Below are 17,995 nucleotides of genomic sequence, written 5' to 3'. Positions count from 1 at the left end.
CCGGGTCTGTCTTAATCCTGTTTAAGGAACTTTCTGACTTCTTCCCTGTCGTCAAAATGAATTTTCTCTTTTCCTATAACCATATAATCCTCATGTCCTTTTCCGGCTATAAGGATTATGTCGTTCGGCTCCGCCTTTGAGAGAGCGGTTTTTATAGCCTCGCCCCTGTCAGGACAGATAACTACCTTTTCCGCGTTCACAAAGCCTCTGAGTATATCCTCAATAATCTGCTGAGGATTTTCCGTTCTGGGGTTGTCGCTGGTTACTATTATTTCGTCCGAGTAGTTTTCGGCTGCTTTTGCCATTCTCGGTCTTTTTGTTCTGTCTCGGTCTCCGCCGCAGCCGAAGATTGTAGTTATCTTCGTCTTCTTAAAAGGTGTGAGCGCCTCAAGCACGTTTATCAGCGCATCGTCCGTGTGGGCGTAGTCAACGAACACGAAGGCTCCGTTCACTTCAAACTTTTCCAGCCTGCCGGGCACGTTTTTCAGACTCTCTATCCCTTTTGCTATGGCTTCGTCATTTACGCCGAGAGCAATTGCGGCGGAAACGGCTGAGAGTATGTTCTCAAGGTTGTGCAGCCCCACAAGGGTTGTGGTTATGTTAAATGTGTTGCCCGGGTAGCGCACTCTGGCTGTTATGCCGTTCAGCGTGAAGGCTATCTCCTCAGCGGAGATTTCCGCTCTTTCGCTGATGCCGTATTTGATGGTGTCTATGCTCTTCTCTTTTATAAGTCTTGCGCCGTAGTCGTTATCCATGTTCACCACGGCTATATTTGCATAGTCTTCCTGAAACAGCCTGCGCTTGGCGGTGAAATACTCTTCCATTGTGTGGTGGTAATCCAGATGATCGCCCGAGAGATTGGTAAACAGGGCGACATCAAACTTGGTTCCGTAAAGTCTCTGCTGGTCAAGGGCGTGGGAGGAAACCTCCACAGCCAGAGAGTCACAGCCGTCAGCGGCGGCATCTGCCAGAACTTTGTAATAGTCATATGATGAAGGCGTGGTAACGTTTGAAGGAACGTCCTTGCCTGCGTATCTGTGTCCGGTTGTGCCCATTCTTAAGGGTTTTTTGCCCGCCGCAGCCATTATGGATTCAAGCAGATAGGTCACAGTCGTCTTGCCGTTTGTTCCGGTTACGCCGACCTTCTCCATCTTCACGTCAGGCTTGCCGAAGAAGTTTCTGCATGCCAGCGCAAGCGCCTTGCGTCCGTCCTCCACTATTACCGTGGGGATGTTCTCAAGCTTTCTCTCGGCGGCTATGAACAGCACCTTGCCGGTTTCGTATACCTTTTCCGCCACACTGTGGGAGTCAAAAGCGGAGCCGGCATATGCGAAGAACACACAGCCTTCCTTTATATCTCTGCTGTCGAAGCATACCGCCTTAACATCCGTCTCAAAATCCACATCGGCGTCAAAGCCGGTTATCGGTATTCCGTCAAACAGGTTAAATGCTTTCATCGACATCTTTCCTCTGTAAGCCGAGATAAAGCGAAGTGAGCTCTGCAAGCCTTTTGAAGGTTATTGCGGCCGTTGAGCCGCCGTATATGCTGAGCTTAGGGCTGTCGTAAACGACCACCATCGCTACTCCCGGGTTTTGCGCAGGATAAAATCCGGCGAAGCTCGCCACATATTCCCTGCTGCTGTACGCTCCCGAGGCTTTATCAAACTTCTGCCCCGTGCCTGTTTTGCCGGCTATCTCCACGAAGTCGGATTTAGCCTTCTGTCCGGTTCCTTCCTTGACGACATCTGTGAGCAAAGCTCTCAGAGTGTTTGCGGTGGTCTCAGACATAATGGGTGTTTTCTGCGGCTCCGGAGATTCGCTCCGTCCGTTTTTTTCAACCTTCCCAACTATGGAAGGGGTAACGAGAAAACCGCCGTTAGCCACGGCGGCGTAAAATCTTGCCATCTGAAGAGGTGTCACAAGTATCTCCTGCCCCATGGACAGGGATGGTCTGGATAGTCCTGACCATTGCTTGTAGCTTCGCAGAAGCCCGTCCTCTTCGCTTATTCCGCTTATTCCGGTTTTCTGTCCGAAGCCGGAGTTTCGCATGTATTCGTAAAAATCCTTCCGGTCAACCTTGTCGGTAAGCTTTATCATCCCGATGTTGCTGGACTTTACCAGCACTTCCCTTGCCGTTGCCATGCCCATCGGCTTTACGTCACTGACGGTGTGCCCGTGAATGCGGAAATGTCCGTTTTCACAGTTGATCATTTTTTGAAGATCAAGCCCCTGCTTCTCCAGAAGGTAGGAGAATGCAACGGGTTTGTATATTGAGCCCGGTTCAAAGAGGAAAGTGGTTACATCGTTTTTCCATGTTTTATCACTGTAGCGACTGTAGTTGTTCGGATCGTAGTTGTCGCTCGATGCGGCGAATACTATTCCGCCGGTTTTTATATCTATCCCCACGGCTATGCCGCGCTCTGCGTTGAACTCTTCCACGCCCTTGCGGAGAAGGTATTCCGCCGTTCCCTGAAGATAAGTGTCTATTGTGACGTAGAGTGCGCTTTCCGCATGGGTTTTAGCCTTGTTGTCCTCAAAAAGGATCAGGTGTCCCTTATTGTCCTTGAGCGTCACAAGGTTTATTTTTTCGCCCTTGAGCACATCATCATATCTGTTTTCAAGCCCCCAGAGCCCCTGATTATCGACTCCTGTGAAGCCGATTATGGAAGCGGCGAGGTGGCGTTCGGGATAAAACCTGTTTTCGTTCAGGGTATACTCTATTTCGGGTACAGTCTGCTTAACCTTTCTGGCGAGACCTATGCTCACATTCCTTTCAACCCAGACGAAGCCTTCGTTTTTAAGGAGTCTGGTTCTGGTGGTTTTGGAAAGCTTTACGCCCGCCTTGTTCAGCCTGTTTATGAAATCCCTTCTGTTTTTGAGGTTTGATGCGAAAACATAAAGGGAAGCAACTTTCTTGTTTACGGCAAGGGGCTTGCCGTTGCGGTCGTATATTGTGCCCCTTCCTTTGAAGGCGGCGTATTCGCTTTCCGCCTGTGAGCCTGCGATTTCGGCGAAAAAGTCGCCTTTAACCACTTGCAGAAAAAAAAGACGCCCCGAGATTATCACCCCGAGGACTATGGAAAGATATATGAAAAATCTTATCCTGCTTCTTTCACTGAACATTAAATGTCCTGTCCATGTCCGGCAGCACGAGACCCATGCTCTCCCCCATTTTGTAGAGGCTTGCGGTGTCGCGCATTTCGGACTGCTTTTCCTGCATGAGCTGGTACTGGATTTCCATTTCGTTCAGGTCTGCCGCCAGCCTGCTTATGGCATAGCCCTCACGTACGCAGAGGTGTCTCATGTAAACTACGAGGAAAACGGAAATAACGAGCAAAGCCCATAAAAGAACCTTTCCGGTGCTGAGGGCGTTTTCGCCGTTTGATTCATAAGCCTTGTCCCAGTAAATCGTTTTAGCTCTCATAGGTTCCTTCCCATGCGTTTAATTTATTAAGGTTTCCCGGACGGCGTACCCCGTCCGGAGAAACCTGCCTCTTTAAAATTCAAGAGGATGACACCCTTTGTGCTGCTCTGAGCTTCGCGCTTCTGCTTAACGGATTTTCAGCCACTTCGGCTTCCGACGGAATCAGAGGTTTTCTCGTTAACTGGCGGAAGGTTCTTTTCTTCCCGCAGCGGCATATAAGCTGTTCAATGGGGCAGACGCACTCTTTTTCAAAATAGCGGAATTTTTCTTTCACCAGTCTGTCTTCCAGAGAGTGAAACGAAATAAAGGCAGCTGCTCCGCCCGTCTGCACCCTGTCCTCAAGCTTGGAGAGCATGGATTCTATCTCCTCCAGCTCTCCGTTAACATATATCCTGACCGCCTGAAAAGTCTGTGTGGCGGGATGAAAACCTTTTTTGTGGAACTTTGCCGGAACAGCCTTAAACACCGTGTCGGCAAGCTCTTTTGTTGTGGAGAAGGGTTTTTCGTCTCTGGCGTTTACAATCGCCCCTGCGATTCTCCACGCGAAACGCTCCTCTCCGTACTTATCGATGATGGAGGAAATCTCCTCTCTTGAGAATGTGTTGACAACCTCGGCGGCGGTTATGCCTTTTGAGTTGTCCATTCTCATATCCAGCGGACCGTCCTCACGGAAGGAGAAGCCTCTTGCGCCGTCTCTCACCTGCATGGTGGAAACGCCGAAGTCCGCCAGTATTCCGTCGACCTTGTCTATGCCCAGCTCATCGAGCACTTCGTCAAAGTCTCCGAAGTTTTTATGAAAAACCTGCACATTGGCACGGTCTTTAAATCTTTCCCTGAGTCTGTCCACGGATTCCGGATCTCTGTCCAGAATTATGTGTCTCGCTTCCGGCTTAAGCTTTTCGTTCATGGCGGCGGAGTGACCGCCGAAGCCGCCGGTGAGATCCAGAAGCACTCCGTCCTCCTTAGCGGGAAGAAACGAGAGCACCTCGTTAAGCAGAACGGGCTTGTGCATTTTCCGTCCCCCTTAGAAGCTGTCCGCGAACTTGGCAAACAGAGCTTCTACCTTTTCGCCTCCCGTTGCGGATTCCCAAGCCGCCCTGTCCCATATTTCCATACGGTTGCGGAAGCCGTTTATAATGCAGTCCCCTTCGAGGGAGTTATATTTTCTTACGTCCTGTGTTATTACGATGCGTCCGTTTTTATCGATGGAGCATTCATCCATCATCGAGTACAGACGGCGGAGAAATTCGTTTAATTCGGGGTTGCCCGCCTGTTCCTGTTCCCAGCGGGCTTCCTGTTTTTCCCACTCGGAGGCGGGGTAGACTCTGAGATGGCTTCCCATTGAGAGCAGAACGAGATCATCACTCTCATACTTGGAGCGGAGTATGTCTCTGAACTTGGACGGAACGCTTATTCTGCCCGTCTCGCTGATTTTATGTTCGTATTTCCCTTTGAAGCTTCCCATATCTCTTATGCCAAATTAAACCAATTTATGATCATATCGATCCAAACCATGCCAAACTTTAGCAGAACCATATATATGCGTCAAGGGAAATTAAAAAAACTTTACTGGCTGAAAGCCTGTTCAATTAAGGCTTTCAGGTAATTTTCACGTTCAGGGCGTATGTGAACCTCAAAAAATAGTCAGCAGGCAAACAAAAAAATGAGGTGTACGCTGAACTGTAAACTTGGAAAATATGTTCATATGGAATATGATAGGCTTTATCAAAGGTGAAAAAATGAAATACTGCACAACCGACTCCATCAAAATTAATGACGCAGGAACGGACGGACATATTCTGCCGGATGCTCTTTTCCGTATTTTTCAGGAAGCTGCTATAAAACATTCGGACAGTGTTGGATTTACCCATGGGAAATACATGGAAATGAACAGGCTTTGGATGCTCCACAGGCTTTCCTACAGGCTGCACAGCGGGATAAATCTGTATGACACACTGAAGACCGAAACATGGTCAAGGGGCATGCAGCGTTTCCGTGGATTCAGGGAATATGAGCTTTCAAGGAACGGACAAAGGGTCTGCACCGCTTCTTCCGTATGGCTGTTCATTGACACGGCGAAGAAACGCCCCGCTAAAATTGAGCCTGAGATACCGGAGGCTTACAAGCCTGTGGATGAAACGACAAGCGGAACGGCTATAGAGGACTGGCAGCCGGAAAAACCGTCAGAAACGGCTGAAAGCTGCCGGATACAGACACGTCTGAGCGATTTTGACATCAACTCCCACCTGAACAACACTGTTTACTCCGCATATATATTTCAGGCTTTTGCGGAGATAAACGGCGCTAAGAAAGATTTCAGCGAGTTCTGCATAGAATTTTCCCACGAACTGCCTTTGGGCACGAAGGAGGCTCTCGTTAAAATAGAGCGAAAGGGCGCGGACTGCGTCTTTTCCGTGTCGGACGGCACGCAGACAAATGCCCTCGGGTTTTTCAGGGCGTAAAAAATTATCTTCCGAAGAGTATGTCCCGATTGAGGGTGTACTCTTCGTTTCCTTTGTCCTTTATCAGTCCGAGTTCGGAAAGCCTTACAATATCCCTTCTCACGGTGGTGCGGCTCACTCCTCCGTAGAGTGCGGTGAACTCCTTCATCAGCTGGAGCTCGCTCTGACGGAAGGAACCCCGTTTTTTCAGTATGTTTATCAGTCCCGACAGGCGCTCGCTTATTTCTTTTGTCTCAAGCAGCCTGCGGATGTAGCTTCCGAACATTTCCTCCGCTACTATGTCCAAGCTTTTCTTTTGAATTTCGCCCAGACTGTCAACAATTATACCGCATACGAAATCGATGAATTCCGAAGGGTCGCCTGTTTCGGTGTATCTCTCAAGGATAGGGAAATAATCCGTTGACTCTTTGTAGACGGTGCTGAGCAGATACGGCACATAGCCTATTCCCGCCGCCTTGTAAACGAAGCTTTCCGTCAGCCTCGCCAGAGCCTCGGACGACCCTGCGAAGGGGTATATCCGGATAAGGCAGAGATGAGCGAGTGAAGCTCTCGTCACAATGCCGCAGGAGATAATTTCAGGTGAGTTTATCCATTCGTAAAATGACTTCATCAGAAGATTTATATCAAGCTTAGTTTCCGGCGGGCTGTAAGGTTTTGAAAACTGCTTTTCAAAAGCGCTGACGGGATGATTACGGTAGTTAGCCGGCTCATTGCTGAGCTTTTTTTCGAGAACGGAGTTGAGAGAGGTGATAAAGTTTTCATCTATCAGGAAGTTTTCGCATTTTTCCTGCGCTGAGAGGGCGGCGTATGCCCTGCCGAAATTAAACAGCCTCACCGCGCGGGAGTCTTCACCGAACAGCGATTCGTCGCTGTTGACTATGCTTTCTGTTTCAGACAGGCTCAATGCGTTCCCCGCAAGCTCGGAAGCGGCGTAGAGAGCGCGTTTCTCAAGGTTAAGGAATATGCCGCCTGCCGTGTCGGGGAATACGGGCAGTCTGCCTGCGAGGAAGAGCGTTCCTTCCGCTTCCGCGAGTTTCGAGCGGTTTGCTCCGCCGCCTGCGTTAAATAAGAATCTGCCTGCGTGGAATGTGCTGACTTCTTTGTTCATTTAGCTACCTGCCGAAAAATTAAGGGATTGATTCAGATGTTGTTTTCCGCCGTTTTTGCCTCATTCCAGAGCACGTCCATCTCCTCAAGAGTGGCGTCCTCATAGGAAAGACCTTTTTCAGCAAGTTTTCTGCCTATATACTCAAACCGTGCGGTGAAACGTTTGTTGCATTTTCTCAAGGCTTCGTCAGGGCTGACATCCAGAAATCTGGAAACATTCACAAGGGCGAACAGTATATCACCGAGTTCATGCTCTATGTGCTCTTTTTCCCCTTCATTCACAGCTTCTTCAAATTCAGCGAACTCTTCCCTGACTTTGCCCATGCAGTCGTCAAGGTTTGCCCAGTCAAAACCGACCTTGCGTGCTTTTTTCTGAAGCTTCTCTGCTCTGCGCAGAGGTGGAAAGGAGACGGGAATCCCGTCAAAAAATGAACGGGAGAGGTTTTTCTTTTCCTCCGCCTTTATTTTGTCCCAGTTGACGATCACGTCCTCAGTGCCGTTGACCGTTTCGGTTCCGAATACGTGCGGATGGCGTCTTATCAGCTTGTCGTTTATCTCTTTCAGCACATCGTCAATGCTGAACTGTTTTTCATCCTCCGCCATTACGGAGTGAAAAACCGTATGAAATACAATGTCACCCAGCTCCTCGCGGATGTTTTCCATGTCTTTATTGTCAAGCGCGTCCAGCAGCTCGTACGCTTCTTCCATAAAGTGTTCCTTTATGGAGTACAGGTTCTGCTCTCTGTCCCAAGGGCAGCCCTCCGGGCTTCGGAGCTTACGGACGGTTTCCACAAGTCTGTCAAAATTGATGCTCATAAAATAACGGCTCCGCCTGTGTAAAAAATCACTGCTTAAATAATAGTAAATATTAAAGCAGCCGCCCCTAAAAATCAACGGGATAAAACATGGACGCAATATTATGCTTTACCAGATGTTAACCCTGTTTTTTTCGTGAAGGCGAAATGCCCTTGTTCCGCGGCGGTCGTGCGGTACAACCGTTTAATAGATGTGCGTTCAGTTATAAATATCTTGAAACACCCGATACTAAAGTCAATACTAGATAAAGACAAGACATACAAACATATTTTCATTTAAGGGTCATTTATGGGTTTTATTTCGGGCAACAGGCTTTTTATGCTGGTGTCAGTTCTTTCAGTGGTGTTTATAACACTGATAATGCTGGATTATCTGCGAATACGAAAAATTGAGCCGGATATGGATGAGTTCAACAGCTCAAGGAATATCCTGCGGGCGTCCGTTTTGGTGGCGGACGGCTGCGGTTTTTACCAGAAGGCTTATCATCAGAAGGATACATCGGCTCTGGACAAGGCGGTAAAAAGCTTTGACAACGCTCTTTACTATCTTAAGGACGCAGGCGAAGGGACGGACAATTGCTTGGTGTCCGTCACCGACGGGCTTGAAAGATACCTGAGCAGCTTTTACGGCGGAACAAACCTGCTCACGGATGATTTTGCGTCGGAAATAGGTCGTTTCTCATCATTTTCTTCAAGATGCCTCGAACAGACGGAAATAACCGGATGGTCAGGCATTCTCTCCTACATGGCGGATATAAAAGCCGAGCACACAAAAGCCGACAGGCTTATGGTCGTTTTTTCCATTGTAATAAGCTTCTTTTTCATTTCTGTTCTATGGCTGTACACGGCTAACTCGCAAAATCTCAGGAAGTTTAAAAAAGAGCGCGCGTTCAAATACAGGCTTCTGGATATGCTTCCCACCATGGTGAGCGTTACGGACGGAAAGAGGATGATCATCTGCAACAGGCGTGTTCTGGATTTCGCTGGCTACAGCTCAGTGGAAGCTTTTCTGAAGGAGCACTCCTGCCTCTGCGAGTTTTTTTCTGAAGAACCGGGCTACATTTTCCACAGGGAGGACAATCCTTGGCTGGAGCAGGTTCTCGAAAACCACAGGGAAGGACATGAAAGCAAGGTGAAAATGCGGGATTCCTCAACGGGCTGTATGCGGGTTCTGCTGATTAACTACAGCGAATTTGACGCTGCCGAGAGCACTCTCGCCGTCACATTCACCGATATAACAGAGATAGAGAAAGTACGCCTGTTCCTCAAGGAGAGCGAAAGCAAATTCAGAGTCCTTTTCAACGGACACAGCGCCGTGATGCTCCTTGTGGATCCTGCCTCAAAGAGGATCTGCGACGCTAACGCCGCAGCGGTGAACTTCTACGGCTACGGGCTGGAGAAACTGAAGACTCTGAGAATCTGCGATATAAATATTGATGACGCGGTTGAGTGCAAAATGCAGCAGGCGCTTACGGGAGAGTGTAATTCATTCGAGTTCCGGCACAGGCTCTCAAACGGGGAGGTTAAGGATGTCAGCGTGTTTTCAAGTCCCGTCCAGATAGAGGGGAGGGAATATCTTTTCTCCATTATTACTGACATTTCGGACAGGAAGCTCATGGAAAGGGAGCTGGAGCAGAGAACCGAGCTTCTGCGGGCTGTGCTGAAAAACGCTCCGGCATGGATTTGGTTCGTATCGGCTGACGGAAGCCTGAAAATAGCCAATGACGCCTTCTGCCGCGCGACCGGACTGGACGAAAGCGAGGTGTGCGGGCTGAGGCGCTATTACGATAAAATGCCCGTAGGATTCGGGCAGCTTACAGCGGACGACATGGACACATTGCTTAATAAAGGCTTCTCCGTGAAGGAGCATGAGGTGCGTCTGGCGGACGGGAAAACACATTTTCTCAGTGTGACCAAAGTTAGGGTGATGTGCCCGTCCGGTCTGAACAACGGGCTTATATGTATCGCCACTGATATGACAAGTCAGAAAAGTCTTGAGAAAGAGCTGCGGAGAATAAACGAATATCTGTCGGAATCGGTTGAAAAGGAGCTTGCTGTCCGGCTGGGCAATGAGATGAAGCTCAAGGGGATTTTCAACAGTATCAATGATGCCATGATAATTTTTCCTGTTTCCCCGAAAGGCACTCCGGGCAGGATAATAGACGCGAACAACAGGCTGCTTTACCTGACGGGCTTTTCCCGTCACGAGGTGCACACAATGAGACCCGAGGATCTTTACGATGCGCAGGAGCTTCAGCCTGAGCTGAATGTGGCGGATCTTGTTTCCGAAGGGAAGCACTTTGTGTACGAAAGCAGGCTGAAAACAGTCGCGGGGGGGCATGTAACCGTTGAGGTGAGCAGCTCATTCGTCGAAATAAACGGCACACCGCTCTGCATCGTTTCCATGCGTGATATAGACAGCCTTATCAGACTGGTGAAGGAGAAAAAAGACAGCGAAGCCCTCACAGAGGCAACATTCAACGCAGCGGGCATAGGGATCTGTCTTTGTGATGAGTACGGCATTTTCTGCAAGGTTAACGATACCTTTGCCAATATGCACGAATACAGGGCGGATGAGCTGATCGGGCGCAGATATGAAATGCTTCTGTCTGAAGCTTGCAGGGGAAGGATTGTGGAGGAGATAAGGGCGTTCGCTCACGGAACGGCTGATCATTTCAGCAGCGAGCATACAGGCGAAACATCCTCCGGAAGAGAGTTAACCGTTTCGGTATCTGTCTCCAAGATACGCCTTGACGGGAAGATGATGTTTGTTACCAGCGTGCAGGATATAACAGACCTCAAGCGTCTTGAGGAGATACGCGAGGTGCAGGAGCAGATGCTGATTCAGCAGTCCAAGATGGCGGCTATGGGTGAGATGATAGGTGTGATAGCTCACCAGTGGAAACAGCCGCTGAACGTTATTTATATCCTTGCACAGTACCTTTCCGAGCTTGAGGAGGAGAGTGAGGCTGAGAAGCGTAAGGAGCTGCCCGAAATCTCGGAAGGGATAATGAGACAGGTGGAGTTCATGAACGAAACCATGAATGATTTCCGCAGCTTTTTCAAACAGGGCAAGGAACCGGAGATCTTCAATGTGGGGCTGGCAGTGGAGGAGATAGTCAGCATGCTCACGCCGCAGCTCCGTCAGAGCGATATTGACGCCAGAGTGATCTGCGAGGGCGAATATACGGTGAGGGGTTTCAGAAACGAGTTCAAGCAGGTGATAATGAATATAATCTCCAACGCCAGAGACGCCGTAATGAGCCGCCGCACGGTATTTGGAAGCTCTCTCAGCGGCAGAATACGCATCGACATAAGGCGTGACGGAAACAAGGTGACTCTCACCGTCTGTGATAACGGCGGCGGAATAGGCATAGACATTCTTGAGGACGTGTTCAAGCCTTATGTATCCTCAAAAGGGGAACAGGGAACTGGAATCGGACTCAGTACCGCCAAAACCATCATAGAAGAGAAGATGGACGGCAGCATAACCGCCTGCAATATCGGCGATGGGGCGTGCTTCACAGTTTATCTGCCGGAGTACGGGAATATTCAGGCTTTCAGCGATGAGTAGATCATGTCCGCGGCATTACGGTAATCGTTCTGCGGGCTGTACATCATCGCGCTGCCGCTTATGCCGGTTTTGAATATGCTGATGCCTGTTGCCTCCAGAATCTCACGGTTAAGAAACGGATAGTTCAGCTGACCGAATTGTTTTTTGGTTTCCGCAGGGTTCGGGTAGTTTTCACGGAAAAACAGGTCGTGCTCCGTCATTTTTTCCGTGTAATAGTCCGTCATGGTTTCCCGATTCATTTTTGAGACGTTTTTCAACTCGGATTCGGACACCTTGCCCGCTCTGCTGAAGGCGTAAGCGAGCTTGTTTCCGTCCCGTTCACTGAAGCCTTCCGCCATGTACATCAGGGAAACCGTATCAGCTTCCGTCAGCTTGTGTTTGCTGTAATATGAGGATGAAACGGGGAGCCTGCTTTTCGCACCGTTTATGGAAACACCGGACATTTCCTCAAGTGCGGCGCCTATTTTGAGCATTTTGAAATCTTCGTTTCTTGTCACACTGCCTGTGCTGTCGGTTATAAATTTCGCGTTCCAGAAATCAGCTGAGTTTGAGAAACTTGTTATGTCCATGTCCTCCGGAGCCAAATCCTGCACCCATTCCTGAGTTTTGAAAAGGAACTCGTGCTCATAGTCCTGCATGTCCTGCACTGTTGTCTGACGGAGCTTGTCAAACGACAGTCCTGTTGACTCGCTTAAGGCGACAAGAACGCCCCAGCGGAAGTCGTCAACATCCTCAAAGCCGTCCGGACGTTTAACCTGCTTACCTGTTTCTATGTATTCCTGTATTTTCTTTTCAAGGGACGCGTTGTCCGTCTCAGTTTCCACAGCAGACGGAGCGGGGGAGGAGAGTTTTTCTATAGCTTTCTGTAATTTAACTGACAGTTCCGAGAAATCTGCTCTGTCTGCGAAGGCTCCGTCGGAGGGCGCATTGCCTCTTACGGTAAAGGAGGCTTGAGAGGAATAGTTAATCACCAGAGTTTTATTGATTCCGACAGTATTCATGGGGTCTTCTCCATGAATATATTATCGGCAGAATGTTGAAAAAGTTGAGCTCTAATCTCAGGAAAGCCTGCTGAACTCTGCGGCGAAAACTGTAAGTTTTTCCTTAATGTCATTATAAAGCAGTTCATAGTCGCTTACGGCGTTTGAGCGTGCGTTTTTCTCTATCGCCTCCGCCGCCGCCGCTATATTTCTCAAGCCCATGTTTCTTGCTGCGCCCTTGATGTAGTGCGCCTCGGAAGATGCTCTGGGCATGTCTTTCTCCGTGACGGCTTCATGCAGGTATTCCAGATGGATTTTGGAATCCTCCACAAACTCGCCGAGCAGTTCAGTCACTATATCCCGTTCAAGCCCGAGCTGGGTGAAAACATAACTTATGCAGCCTTCCACGCTGTCGGTGTTTATTCTGCGCTCAGATGTTTTCTCCGGCTTTCTGCATCCGTTTATGATCGCTTCTATTTTGGATATATTGACGGGTTTCGATATAAAGTCGGTCATTCCGCAGTTTTCAAGCTCATCCGTCATATTTTCCGAATCGGCGGTGAGTGCCACAATGGGCATGCCGAAACCGAGCCTGCGTATTTCCGCCGCTGCGTCAGCTCCGTTCATAACAGGCATGTTCACATCCATGAGGATAAGTGTGTAGCTTTCCTTAAGCACCATATCCACGGCTTCACGCCCGTTGTTAGCCACGTCAACTTTTGTTCCCAGCTTTTCCACTATCTTCCGGGTAATCATCTGGTTGACAGGGTTGTCCTCTGCAAGGAGAATCCTCATCATAATCAAATTCCTTTTGAGAAAAAATGTATTTGATAATACCATAGTATAGAAAAAATTATCACCGAATGCAATTTTTTCAAAAGAATGCGCTGCCGGAGGTGCGGATTGGAAGACAAAAAAGAGAAAGCCGTTGAAATTTTCAGGAGCGGCTTCAACTGTTCTCAGGGGGTTTTCACAGCCTTCGCTTCTGAAAACGGTCTGGATGAAGAAACGGCGCTGATGCTCTCAACCCCTTTCGGAGGCGGTGTGGGCGGCTGCGGGGAAACATGCGGAGCAGTATCCGGCGCCTATATGGTCATAGGGCTTAAACACGGCAGATGCTCTCTGGAGGATACGGAAGCGAAAGAGAAGGTTTACGCTCTCATGGCTGAGTTCCGCAAAAAATTTACCGACAGGTTCGGCACATTGCGTTGTTCGGAGCTTGTGGGTGTGAATATGGCGGATCATGAAGAACGCTCCAAGGCAAGAGAGGAAGGAAAACTGGAACGATGTAAGGAGTTTGTCGGTTATGCCGCGGTGATTCTGGAGGATATGATTTGAAAAAGTTTTTGCTCAGCACCTGCCTTGCGGGTGAGAATGTACGCTATGACGGCGGTAATAATAAGATAGAGAATGCCGCTTTTCAGAGGCTTGTCGATGCGGGGCTTGCTGTTACTGCCTGTCCGGAGGTTGACGCCGGACTGTCCGCGCCGCGCAGACCCTGTGAGATAAAAGGGGAAGGCGGCGGATGCGCTGTTCTGGAAGGCAGGGCGGAAGTTTACGGAGATGACGGGCAACACCTCACCGAACCCTTTGTAAAGGGTGCGCATATGACCCTTGCAAAAGCTCGGGAAAACGGCTGCGCTGCCGCACTGCTGAAGCACAGAAGCCCATCCTGCGGCTCAACCCTCATTTATGACGGAACTTTCAGCGGCGTGAAGATAATCGGTAAGGGAGTCACCGCCGCTCTTCTGGCGGCAAACGGCATAAGGCTGTTCAGTGAGGAAACTCTGGAAGAATTCCTTAAATATATGGAAGAGTAGGTTATTTGGGCTACATAGACATATTTAAAACAGTAATGCCGTATTTCGGCGTATTTGCGGCGGGCTTCGTGCTCAAACGGGGCTTCGGTCTGCCGCCTCAGGCGGATAAGTTTCTATTCAGGCTTTTTATACACTTCTTTTTCCCGTGTCTTGTGGTTAACTTCATCACAGGAAACGAAAATCTCAGAGATATAACATCCTCCCTGTCCCTTCCTCTGTGGGGAATGGCTTCGGTTGCCTCAGGTTTTGCAGCGGCGTATTTTCTGGCTCCGTTCATCGGGCTGAAAGATTCCAGAGAAAGGCGGGCTTTCGCTTTTTCCATAGGAGTTTACAACTACGGCTTTTTTACTCTTCCCGTTGTGGCGCACCTCTTCGGAAGGGATTCGGCGGGGCAGCTTCTGCTCTTCAACTTCGGTATAGATTTTATCTACTGGACAGCGGGGATAGTTATCCTGACCGGCTCATACAGAACCGGAATCATCAGGCTTGCGACCAGTACGCCCTTTTACGCTCTGTTTTTGTCTGTCGCGGTCAACGCAGTGTTCTCTCCGGAGCCTTTCGGCGGAGCGGCGGGGAAGATCCTTGATGTAATATCCTTTCTTACCATGCCGTTGGGTCTGTTCGTCAGCGGGCTTGCTCTGGGTGAGGGCTTAAGAGGCTCAAGTCTCGGCGGATCGATGAAAATAGGCTTTGCGGGCATTCTCCTGCGGATGGTGGTGATGGCGTTTGTGTTTCTGCTTGCGGCGAGGTATGCCGTGGACGACAGGGGACTCAAAATAATATTTGCCGCTCAGTCCGCCATGCCCGCGGGGATGATGAACCTTGCAGTTGTGAAATATTTCATGGGGGAATCAAGAGTTACCTCTGCGGTGATAGTTTTCACCACTGCCGCGGCGCTGGTGTCAATGCCTGTGTGGCTTGAGTTCGCTTTCCGATTTGCCGGGGTGTGATATGCCGCGTACTGTGAAGGCAGGGTGTGAGTATTGCCGATATTAAGTTAACCTCCCTGTTAACAAAGGTAATATCTCTTGAAGTACATTGTAAAGCGTGTTAGTTTTTAGATAACCGGAGGAGATATGGCCCTTGATCACGGTATCCTGCTTGAGACAGGAACAAACGAATTTGAAATAGTCGAATTTATTGTCCGCGCCGAAAAGGAGCATCATTTCGGCATCAACGTTGCAAAGGTACGGGAAGTAATCAGATTCCCCGAAATTGTCAAGGTTCCCGACGCCCACCCCGCGGTTATCGGAACGGCTAACATAAGACAGAAGCTTGTGCCCCTGATAGATCTGGGAAGCTGGCTCGACCTTAAATTTGAGCAGGATTATCCTGCGAAAAAGATCATAGTCACCTTCTTCAATCACCAGTACAACGGCTTCATTGTCGATGAAGTTGTGCGAATCCACAGAATTACATGGGCCGACATTAAAGATTATTCAGCGATAACCGATTTCAGTCTTGCGGAGACTGTTCTCGGCGTTGTGGATATAGGCGGAAACCTTATACAGCTTCTCGATTTTGAAAAGATTGTTTCGGAACTTAATCCCGCCACAGCGCTCAAAGAAATGGTTATAGATTATTCCAGAAGCGCTGCGCGCAGCAAAAAGCTTGTTTATCTCGCTGAGGACTCAACGGTTATAAGGCGCTTTCTCACAAGCAATCTTGAGAACGCCGGTTACAGAATTAAGGCTTTTGAGAACGGCAAGCTTCTTCTGAATGCAACTGCCCTTGAAAAGCCGGACATAATCATAACCGACCTTGAGATGCCCGTGGCGGACGGAGCGTTTGTTGTGCGTACACTCAGAAGCCAGCCGGAAATGGCGAATCTGCCCATTCTGGTTTTCTCCTCCCTCGCCAGTGAGGAGAACGAGAGAAAAGTGCTCAGCATAGGCGCGAATATGTTTGTGGGTAAGCCCGATACGGACATTCTCATAAACAGCATTGACGAATACGTGTTATAAGGAGTCTTGAAACGATGAAAAAAACAATGGCGGTAATTACGCTCTCTTTTCTTGCATTCGCTTGCTCGGATGAAACTCAGGTCATAAAGCAGAGTATCAACAATATTAAAGACGAAATGGTCAGCATGCAGTCCGAAATGGCTGAGATGAAAATCTCCATTGAGGATGTTGACCGCAAAACCGAAGCAAACAAGGAAAGCATTAACGCCAACTCGAACGCTCTTGCCGAAATCCGCTCCGAGATGAGCTTCCTCGGCAGTGAGGTCACGCTGCTCAAAGATAAGCAGAAAGCACCCGCTGCGGCAGCCGGAATGACTGAGATGTCAGAATCAGGCGCTCAGGCAGAGAACGGGGAAAACCTTATAATAATAGAAGACGCCTTCACAGATAAAAGCAGCCTTTACAGCTATGCTTATGAGCTTTATAAAAACGGCAAATACCCCGAAAGTCAGGCGAAGTTTAATGAGTTTCTCGCGAAATATCCCGCTGATGAGCTTTCCGACAACGCCGTGTACTGGCTCGGTGAGATCCAGTACGCCCTGAAGGATTACGAAGGGGCGATCAAGCTTTTTCACAGACTCGTTACTGATTATCCGGACGGGAACAAGGTCTCCGACGGACTGCTTAAGATGGCATACTCCTACGGAAATGTGGGAAAAAAAGCCGAATCTGTGGTTACATTAAAGAAGATTGTGAACGAACATCCGGGCACACGCGCATATAATCTTGCCAAAAAGAAACTTGCCTCAATGGGGGAATAGTTTGAAACGTACCGGGGGTATCATTCTTTCCGCTCTGCTGCTGACCGCTGTCACCACCGGAGCGGAGAGCACGCATGAGGTCAAAAAGGGGGACACCCTCTGGGATATTTCCCGCCAATACTACGGCGACAACTGGAAGTGGCCCATTATATGGCAAGGTAACGTGTTCATAAACAACCCCGACCTTATTTACCCCAAGGAGAAGCTTTTCATTCCCGGTTTTCCCGAGGGCGGAGAAGCGATACGCATAGGCGAAGGCGGGCTTTTTAAGCTTGAAGCCGGTACCGCAGCCTCCGAAAGCACTTCCGCCGGTTCAGGAATGGAAGCGGCAGACGGTCTCAACAGCTTCGGGCATGACAGTCTCAATGCCTTTGACTCCGTTCTGGATGAGGAACCTGAATTTACAGTCATCTCAACCGAGCAGAAAAGGGAGATGGTCTCCACCGGTGACTTTATAACCATAGACGCAGGCACTGAAAAAGGGCTCAACACTGGCGACACCGTGATTCTTTATGAAAAAAGAAGCAGGGTGGAGAAGAACAGGGCGGTCTACTCCTGCGTGGGCTACGCGAGAATTGTAAAAGCAGGGGATGAGACATCCAAGGCTGAGATATATAAATCGTTCAGCTCCGTGAGTACAGGCTTTAAAGCGGCTGTAAGCAAAGAAATGACTGTTAAGAGACCCAAAGGCTTCAGAAGCATAGACTCCGACATCTCAGGAGAGGTGGTCTATCTGGCTGAAAATCATACTTTCTCCGCCGAAGGCTACTCCGTGATAGTTAATATTGGTCACCCGCTGCCTGTCAAGGAAGGTGACAAATTCCGGATCTTCCGCAGGCTTGAGGAGAACGGAGTGGTCAAAACCGAACCTGTGGGCGAAGGGCAGTTAATCATCGTCAACGGCAAATACTCCACAATGTATCTTGTGGGTTCCGGCATGGAGATAATGAAAGGAGACATAGTTCGCCTCAGCAAGATTGCCGTATATTGAAGCTTCACAGGTTTCGTCTTTATAATCCAAAATTTACCATCCATGGAAATTTCGGATACAGGCTCGCGCCGAACTTCGTTCGTCTTCGCTTCGCACG

General features: G+C 49.1%; 17 protein-coding genes. 8 read left to right on the top strand and 9 right to left on the bottom strand.

The window, feature by feature from the left end; all coding sequences use genetic code 11:
• Positions 1 to 11 precede the first annotated feature (11 nt).
• From EP073_RS11900 to EP073_RS11880, 5 genes are all read right to left on the bottom strand, one after another.
• Complete coding sequence (locus tag EP073_RS11900; RefSeq protein WP_164885369.1) at positions 12 to 1,457, bottom strand: UDP-N-acetylmuramoyl-L-alanyl-D-glutamate--2,6-diaminopimelate ligase; 1,446 nt, start codon at positions 1,455 to 1,457, stop codon at positions 12 to 14.
• Entirely contained in the window at positions 1,444 to 3,123 is a 1,680-nt protein-coding gene (locus EP073_RS11895; protein WP_128467384.1) for a peptidoglycan D,D-transpeptidase FtsI family protein, read from the bottom strand. The genes EP073_RS11900 and EP073_RS11895 overlap by 14 nt, the downstream gene beginning before the upstream one ends.
• The gene (locus tag EP073_RS11890; protein ID WP_128467383.1) at positions 3,113 to 3,424 is read right to left on the bottom strand and encodes a hypothetical protein; all 312 of its coding nucleotides are present in this window, start codon (positions 3,422 to 3,424) and stop codon (positions 3,113 to 3,115) included. The genes EP073_RS11895 and EP073_RS11890 overlap by 11 nt, the downstream gene beginning before the upstream one ends.
• A gap of 79 nt (positions 3,425 to 3,503) precedes the next feature.
• Complete coding sequence (rsmH, locus tag EP073_RS11885) at positions 3,504 to 4,436, bottom strand: 16S rRNA (cytosine(1402)-N(4))-methyltransferase RsmH (protein WP_128467382.1); 933 nt, start codon at positions 4,434 to 4,436, stop codon at positions 3,504 to 3,506.
• A gap of 12 nt (positions 4,437 to 4,448) precedes the next feature.
• A complete protein-coding gene (locus EP073_RS11880) occupies positions 4,449 to 4,889 on the bottom strand; it encodes a division/cell wall cluster transcriptional repressor MraZ (RefSeq protein ID WP_128467381.1) in 441 nt (146 codons plus the stop codon).
• 274 nt (positions 4,890 to 5,163) lie between these two features.
• On the opposite strand from EP073_RS11880, the gene EP073_RS11875 reads away from it, so the two are divergent.
• Positions 5,164 to 5,886 (top strand): acyl-[acyl-carrier-protein] thioesterase, encoded by a 723-nt coding sequence (locus tag EP073_RS11875; protein ID WP_164885368.1) that lies wholly within the window; start codon positions 5,164 to 5,166, stop codon positions 5,884 to 5,886.
• A gap of 4 nt (positions 5,887 to 5,890) precedes the next feature.
• Here the strand turns inward: EP073_RS11875 and EP073_RS11870 are convergent, their stop codons facing one another.
• A complete protein-coding gene (locus EP073_RS11870; RefSeq protein WP_128467379.1) occupies positions 5,891 to 6,994 on the bottom strand; it encodes a Fic family protein in 1,104 nt (367 codons plus the stop codon).
• A 32-nt stretch (positions 6,995 to 7,026) separates the two neighbouring features.
• Positions 7,027 to 7,809, bottom strand: coding sequence for a nucleoside triphosphate pyrophosphohydrolase (mazG, locus tag EP073_RS11865; protein ID WP_128467378.1), 783 nt, complete (start codon positions 7,807 to 7,809; stop codon positions 7,027 to 7,029).
• A 288-nt stretch (positions 7,810 to 8,097) separates the two neighbouring features.
• Between mazG and EP073_RS11860 the strand changes: the two genes are divergently transcribed.
• Positions 8,098 to 11,382, top strand: a complete 3,285-nt coding sequence (locus EP073_RS11860) for a PAS domain-containing sensor histidine kinase (protein WP_128467377.1) — start codon at positions 8,098 to 8,100, stop codon at positions 11,380 to 11,382.
• On the opposite strand, the gene EP073_RS11855 is transcribed toward EP073_RS11860, so the two are convergent.
• Positions 11,361 to 12,383 (bottom strand): hypothetical protein, encoded by a 1,023-nt coding sequence (locus EP073_RS11855; protein WP_128467376.1) that lies wholly within the window; start codon positions 12,381 to 12,383, stop codon positions 11,361 to 11,363. The two genes, EP073_RS11860 and EP073_RS11855, sit on opposite strands and share 22 nt — an antisense overlap.
• Positions 12,384 to 12,440: 57 nt before the next feature.
• Positions 12,441 to 13,160, bottom strand: a complete 720-nt coding sequence (locus EP073_RS11850) for a response regulator (RefSeq protein ID WP_164885367.1) — start codon at positions 13,158 to 13,160, stop codon at positions 12,441 to 12,443.
• Between the two features lie 105 nt (positions 13,161 to 13,265).
• Between EP073_RS11850 and EP073_RS11845 the strand changes: the two genes are divergently transcribed.
• From EP073_RS11845 to EP073_RS11820, 6 genes are all read left to right on the top strand, one after another.
• Positions 13,266 to 13,700, top strand: coding sequence for a C-GCAxxG-C-C family protein (locus EP073_RS11845; RefSeq protein ID WP_164885366.1), 435 nt, complete (start codon positions 13,266 to 13,268; stop codon positions 13,698 to 13,700).
• Positions 13,697 to 14,182, top strand: a complete 486-nt coding sequence (locus tag EP073_RS11840; protein ID WP_128467373.1) for a 2-thiouracil desulfurase family protein — start codon at positions 13,697 to 13,699, stop codon at positions 14,180 to 14,182. The genes EP073_RS11845 and EP073_RS11840 overlap by 4 nt, the downstream gene beginning before the upstream one ends.
• Before the next feature lie 5 nt (positions 14,183 to 14,187).
• Positions 14,188 to 15,132 carry an AEC family transporter gene (locus EP073_RS11835; RefSeq protein WP_128467371.1) on the top strand — a complete coding sequence of 315 codons (945 nt, stop codon included), beginning with the start codon at positions 14,188 to 14,190 and terminating at the stop codon, positions 15,130 to 15,132.
• A 126-nt stretch (positions 15,133 to 15,258) separates the two neighbouring features.
• Entirely contained in the window at positions 15,259 to 16,146 is an 888-nt protein-coding gene (locus tag EP073_RS11830) for a chemotaxis protein (protein WP_128467369.1), read from the top strand.
• Between the two features lie 14 nt (positions 16,147 to 16,160).
• Positions 16,161 to 16,907, top strand: a complete 747-nt coding sequence (ybgF, locus tag EP073_RS11825; RefSeq protein ID WP_128467368.1) for a tol-pal system protein YbgF — start codon at positions 16,161 to 16,163, stop codon at positions 16,905 to 16,907.
• Position 16,908: 1 nt separating this feature from the next.
• Positions 16,909 to 17,898, top strand: a complete 990-nt coding sequence (locus EP073_RS11820) for a LysM peptidoglycan-binding domain-containing protein (protein ID WP_164885365.1) — start codon at positions 16,909 to 16,911, stop codon at positions 17,896 to 17,898.
• The last annotated feature ends 97 nt before the right edge of the window (positions 17,899 to 17,995 follow it).

Source organism: Geovibrio thiophilus (assembly GCF_004087915.1).
In the GTDB taxonomy this organism is placed as follows: domain Bacteria; phylum Chrysiogenota; class Deferribacteres; order Deferribacterales; family Geovibrionaceae; genus Geovibrio; species Geovibrio thiophilus.
Note: the sequence above shows the minus strand (reverse complement) of the source record. Positions and strands in the feature narration are given on the sequence as shown.

What these genes read in the sequence shown, in the direction of transcription:
- EP073_RS11875 (WP_164885368.1), top strand. Translation starts at nt 5,164, where the DNA reads ATGAAATACTGCACAACCGACTCCATCAAAATTAATGACGCAGGAACG.
- mazG (WP_128467378.1), bottom strand. Translation starts at nt 7,809, where the DNA reads ATGAGCATCAATTTTGACAGACTTGTGGAAACCGTCCGTAAGCTCCGA.
- rsmH (WP_128467382.1), bottom strand. Translation starts at nt 4,436, where the DNA reads ATGCACAAGCCCGTTCTGCTTAACGAGGTGCTCTCGTTTCTTCCCGCT.
- EP073_RS11880 (WP_128467381.1), bottom strand. Translation starts at nt 4,889, where the DNA reads ATGGGAAGCTTCAAAGGGAAATACGAACATAAAATCAGCGAGACGGGC.
- EP073_RS11870 (WP_128467379.1), bottom strand. Translation starts at nt 6,994, where the DNA reads ATGAACAAAGAAGTCAGCACATTCCACGCAGGCAGATTCTTATTTAAC.
- ybgF (WP_128467368.1), top strand. Translation starts at nt 16,161, where the DNA reads ATGAAAAAAACAATGGCGGTAATTACGCTCTCTTTTCTTGCATTCGCT.
- EP073_RS11890 (WP_128467383.1), bottom strand. Translation starts at nt 3,424, where the DNA reads ATGAGAGCTAAAACGATTTACTGGGACAAGGCTTATGAATCAAACGGC.
- EP073_RS11900 (WP_164885369.1), bottom strand. Translation starts at nt 1,457, where the DNA reads ATGAAAGCATTTAACCTGTTTGACGGAATACCGATAACCGGCTTTGAC.
- EP073_RS11830 (WP_128467369.1), top strand. Translation starts at nt 15,259, where the DNA reads ATGGCCCTTGATCACGGTATCCTGCTTGAGACAGGAACAAACGAATTT.
- EP073_RS11860 (WP_128467377.1), top strand. Translation starts at nt 8,098, where the DNA reads ATGGGTTTTATTTCGGGCAACAGGCTTTTTATGCTGGTGTCAGTTCTT.
- EP073_RS11855 (WP_128467376.1), bottom strand. Translation starts at nt 12,383, where the DNA reads ATGAATACTGTCGGAATCAATAAAACTCTGGTGATTAACTATTCCTCT.
- EP073_RS11850 (WP_164885367.1), bottom strand. Translation starts at nt 13,160, where the DNA reads ATGATGAGGATTCTCCTTGCAGAGGACAACCCTGTCAACCAGATGATT.
- EP073_RS11895 (WP_128467384.1), bottom strand. Translation starts at nt 3,123, where the DNA reads ATGTTCAGTGAAAGAAGCAGGATAAGATTTTTCATATATCTTTCCATA.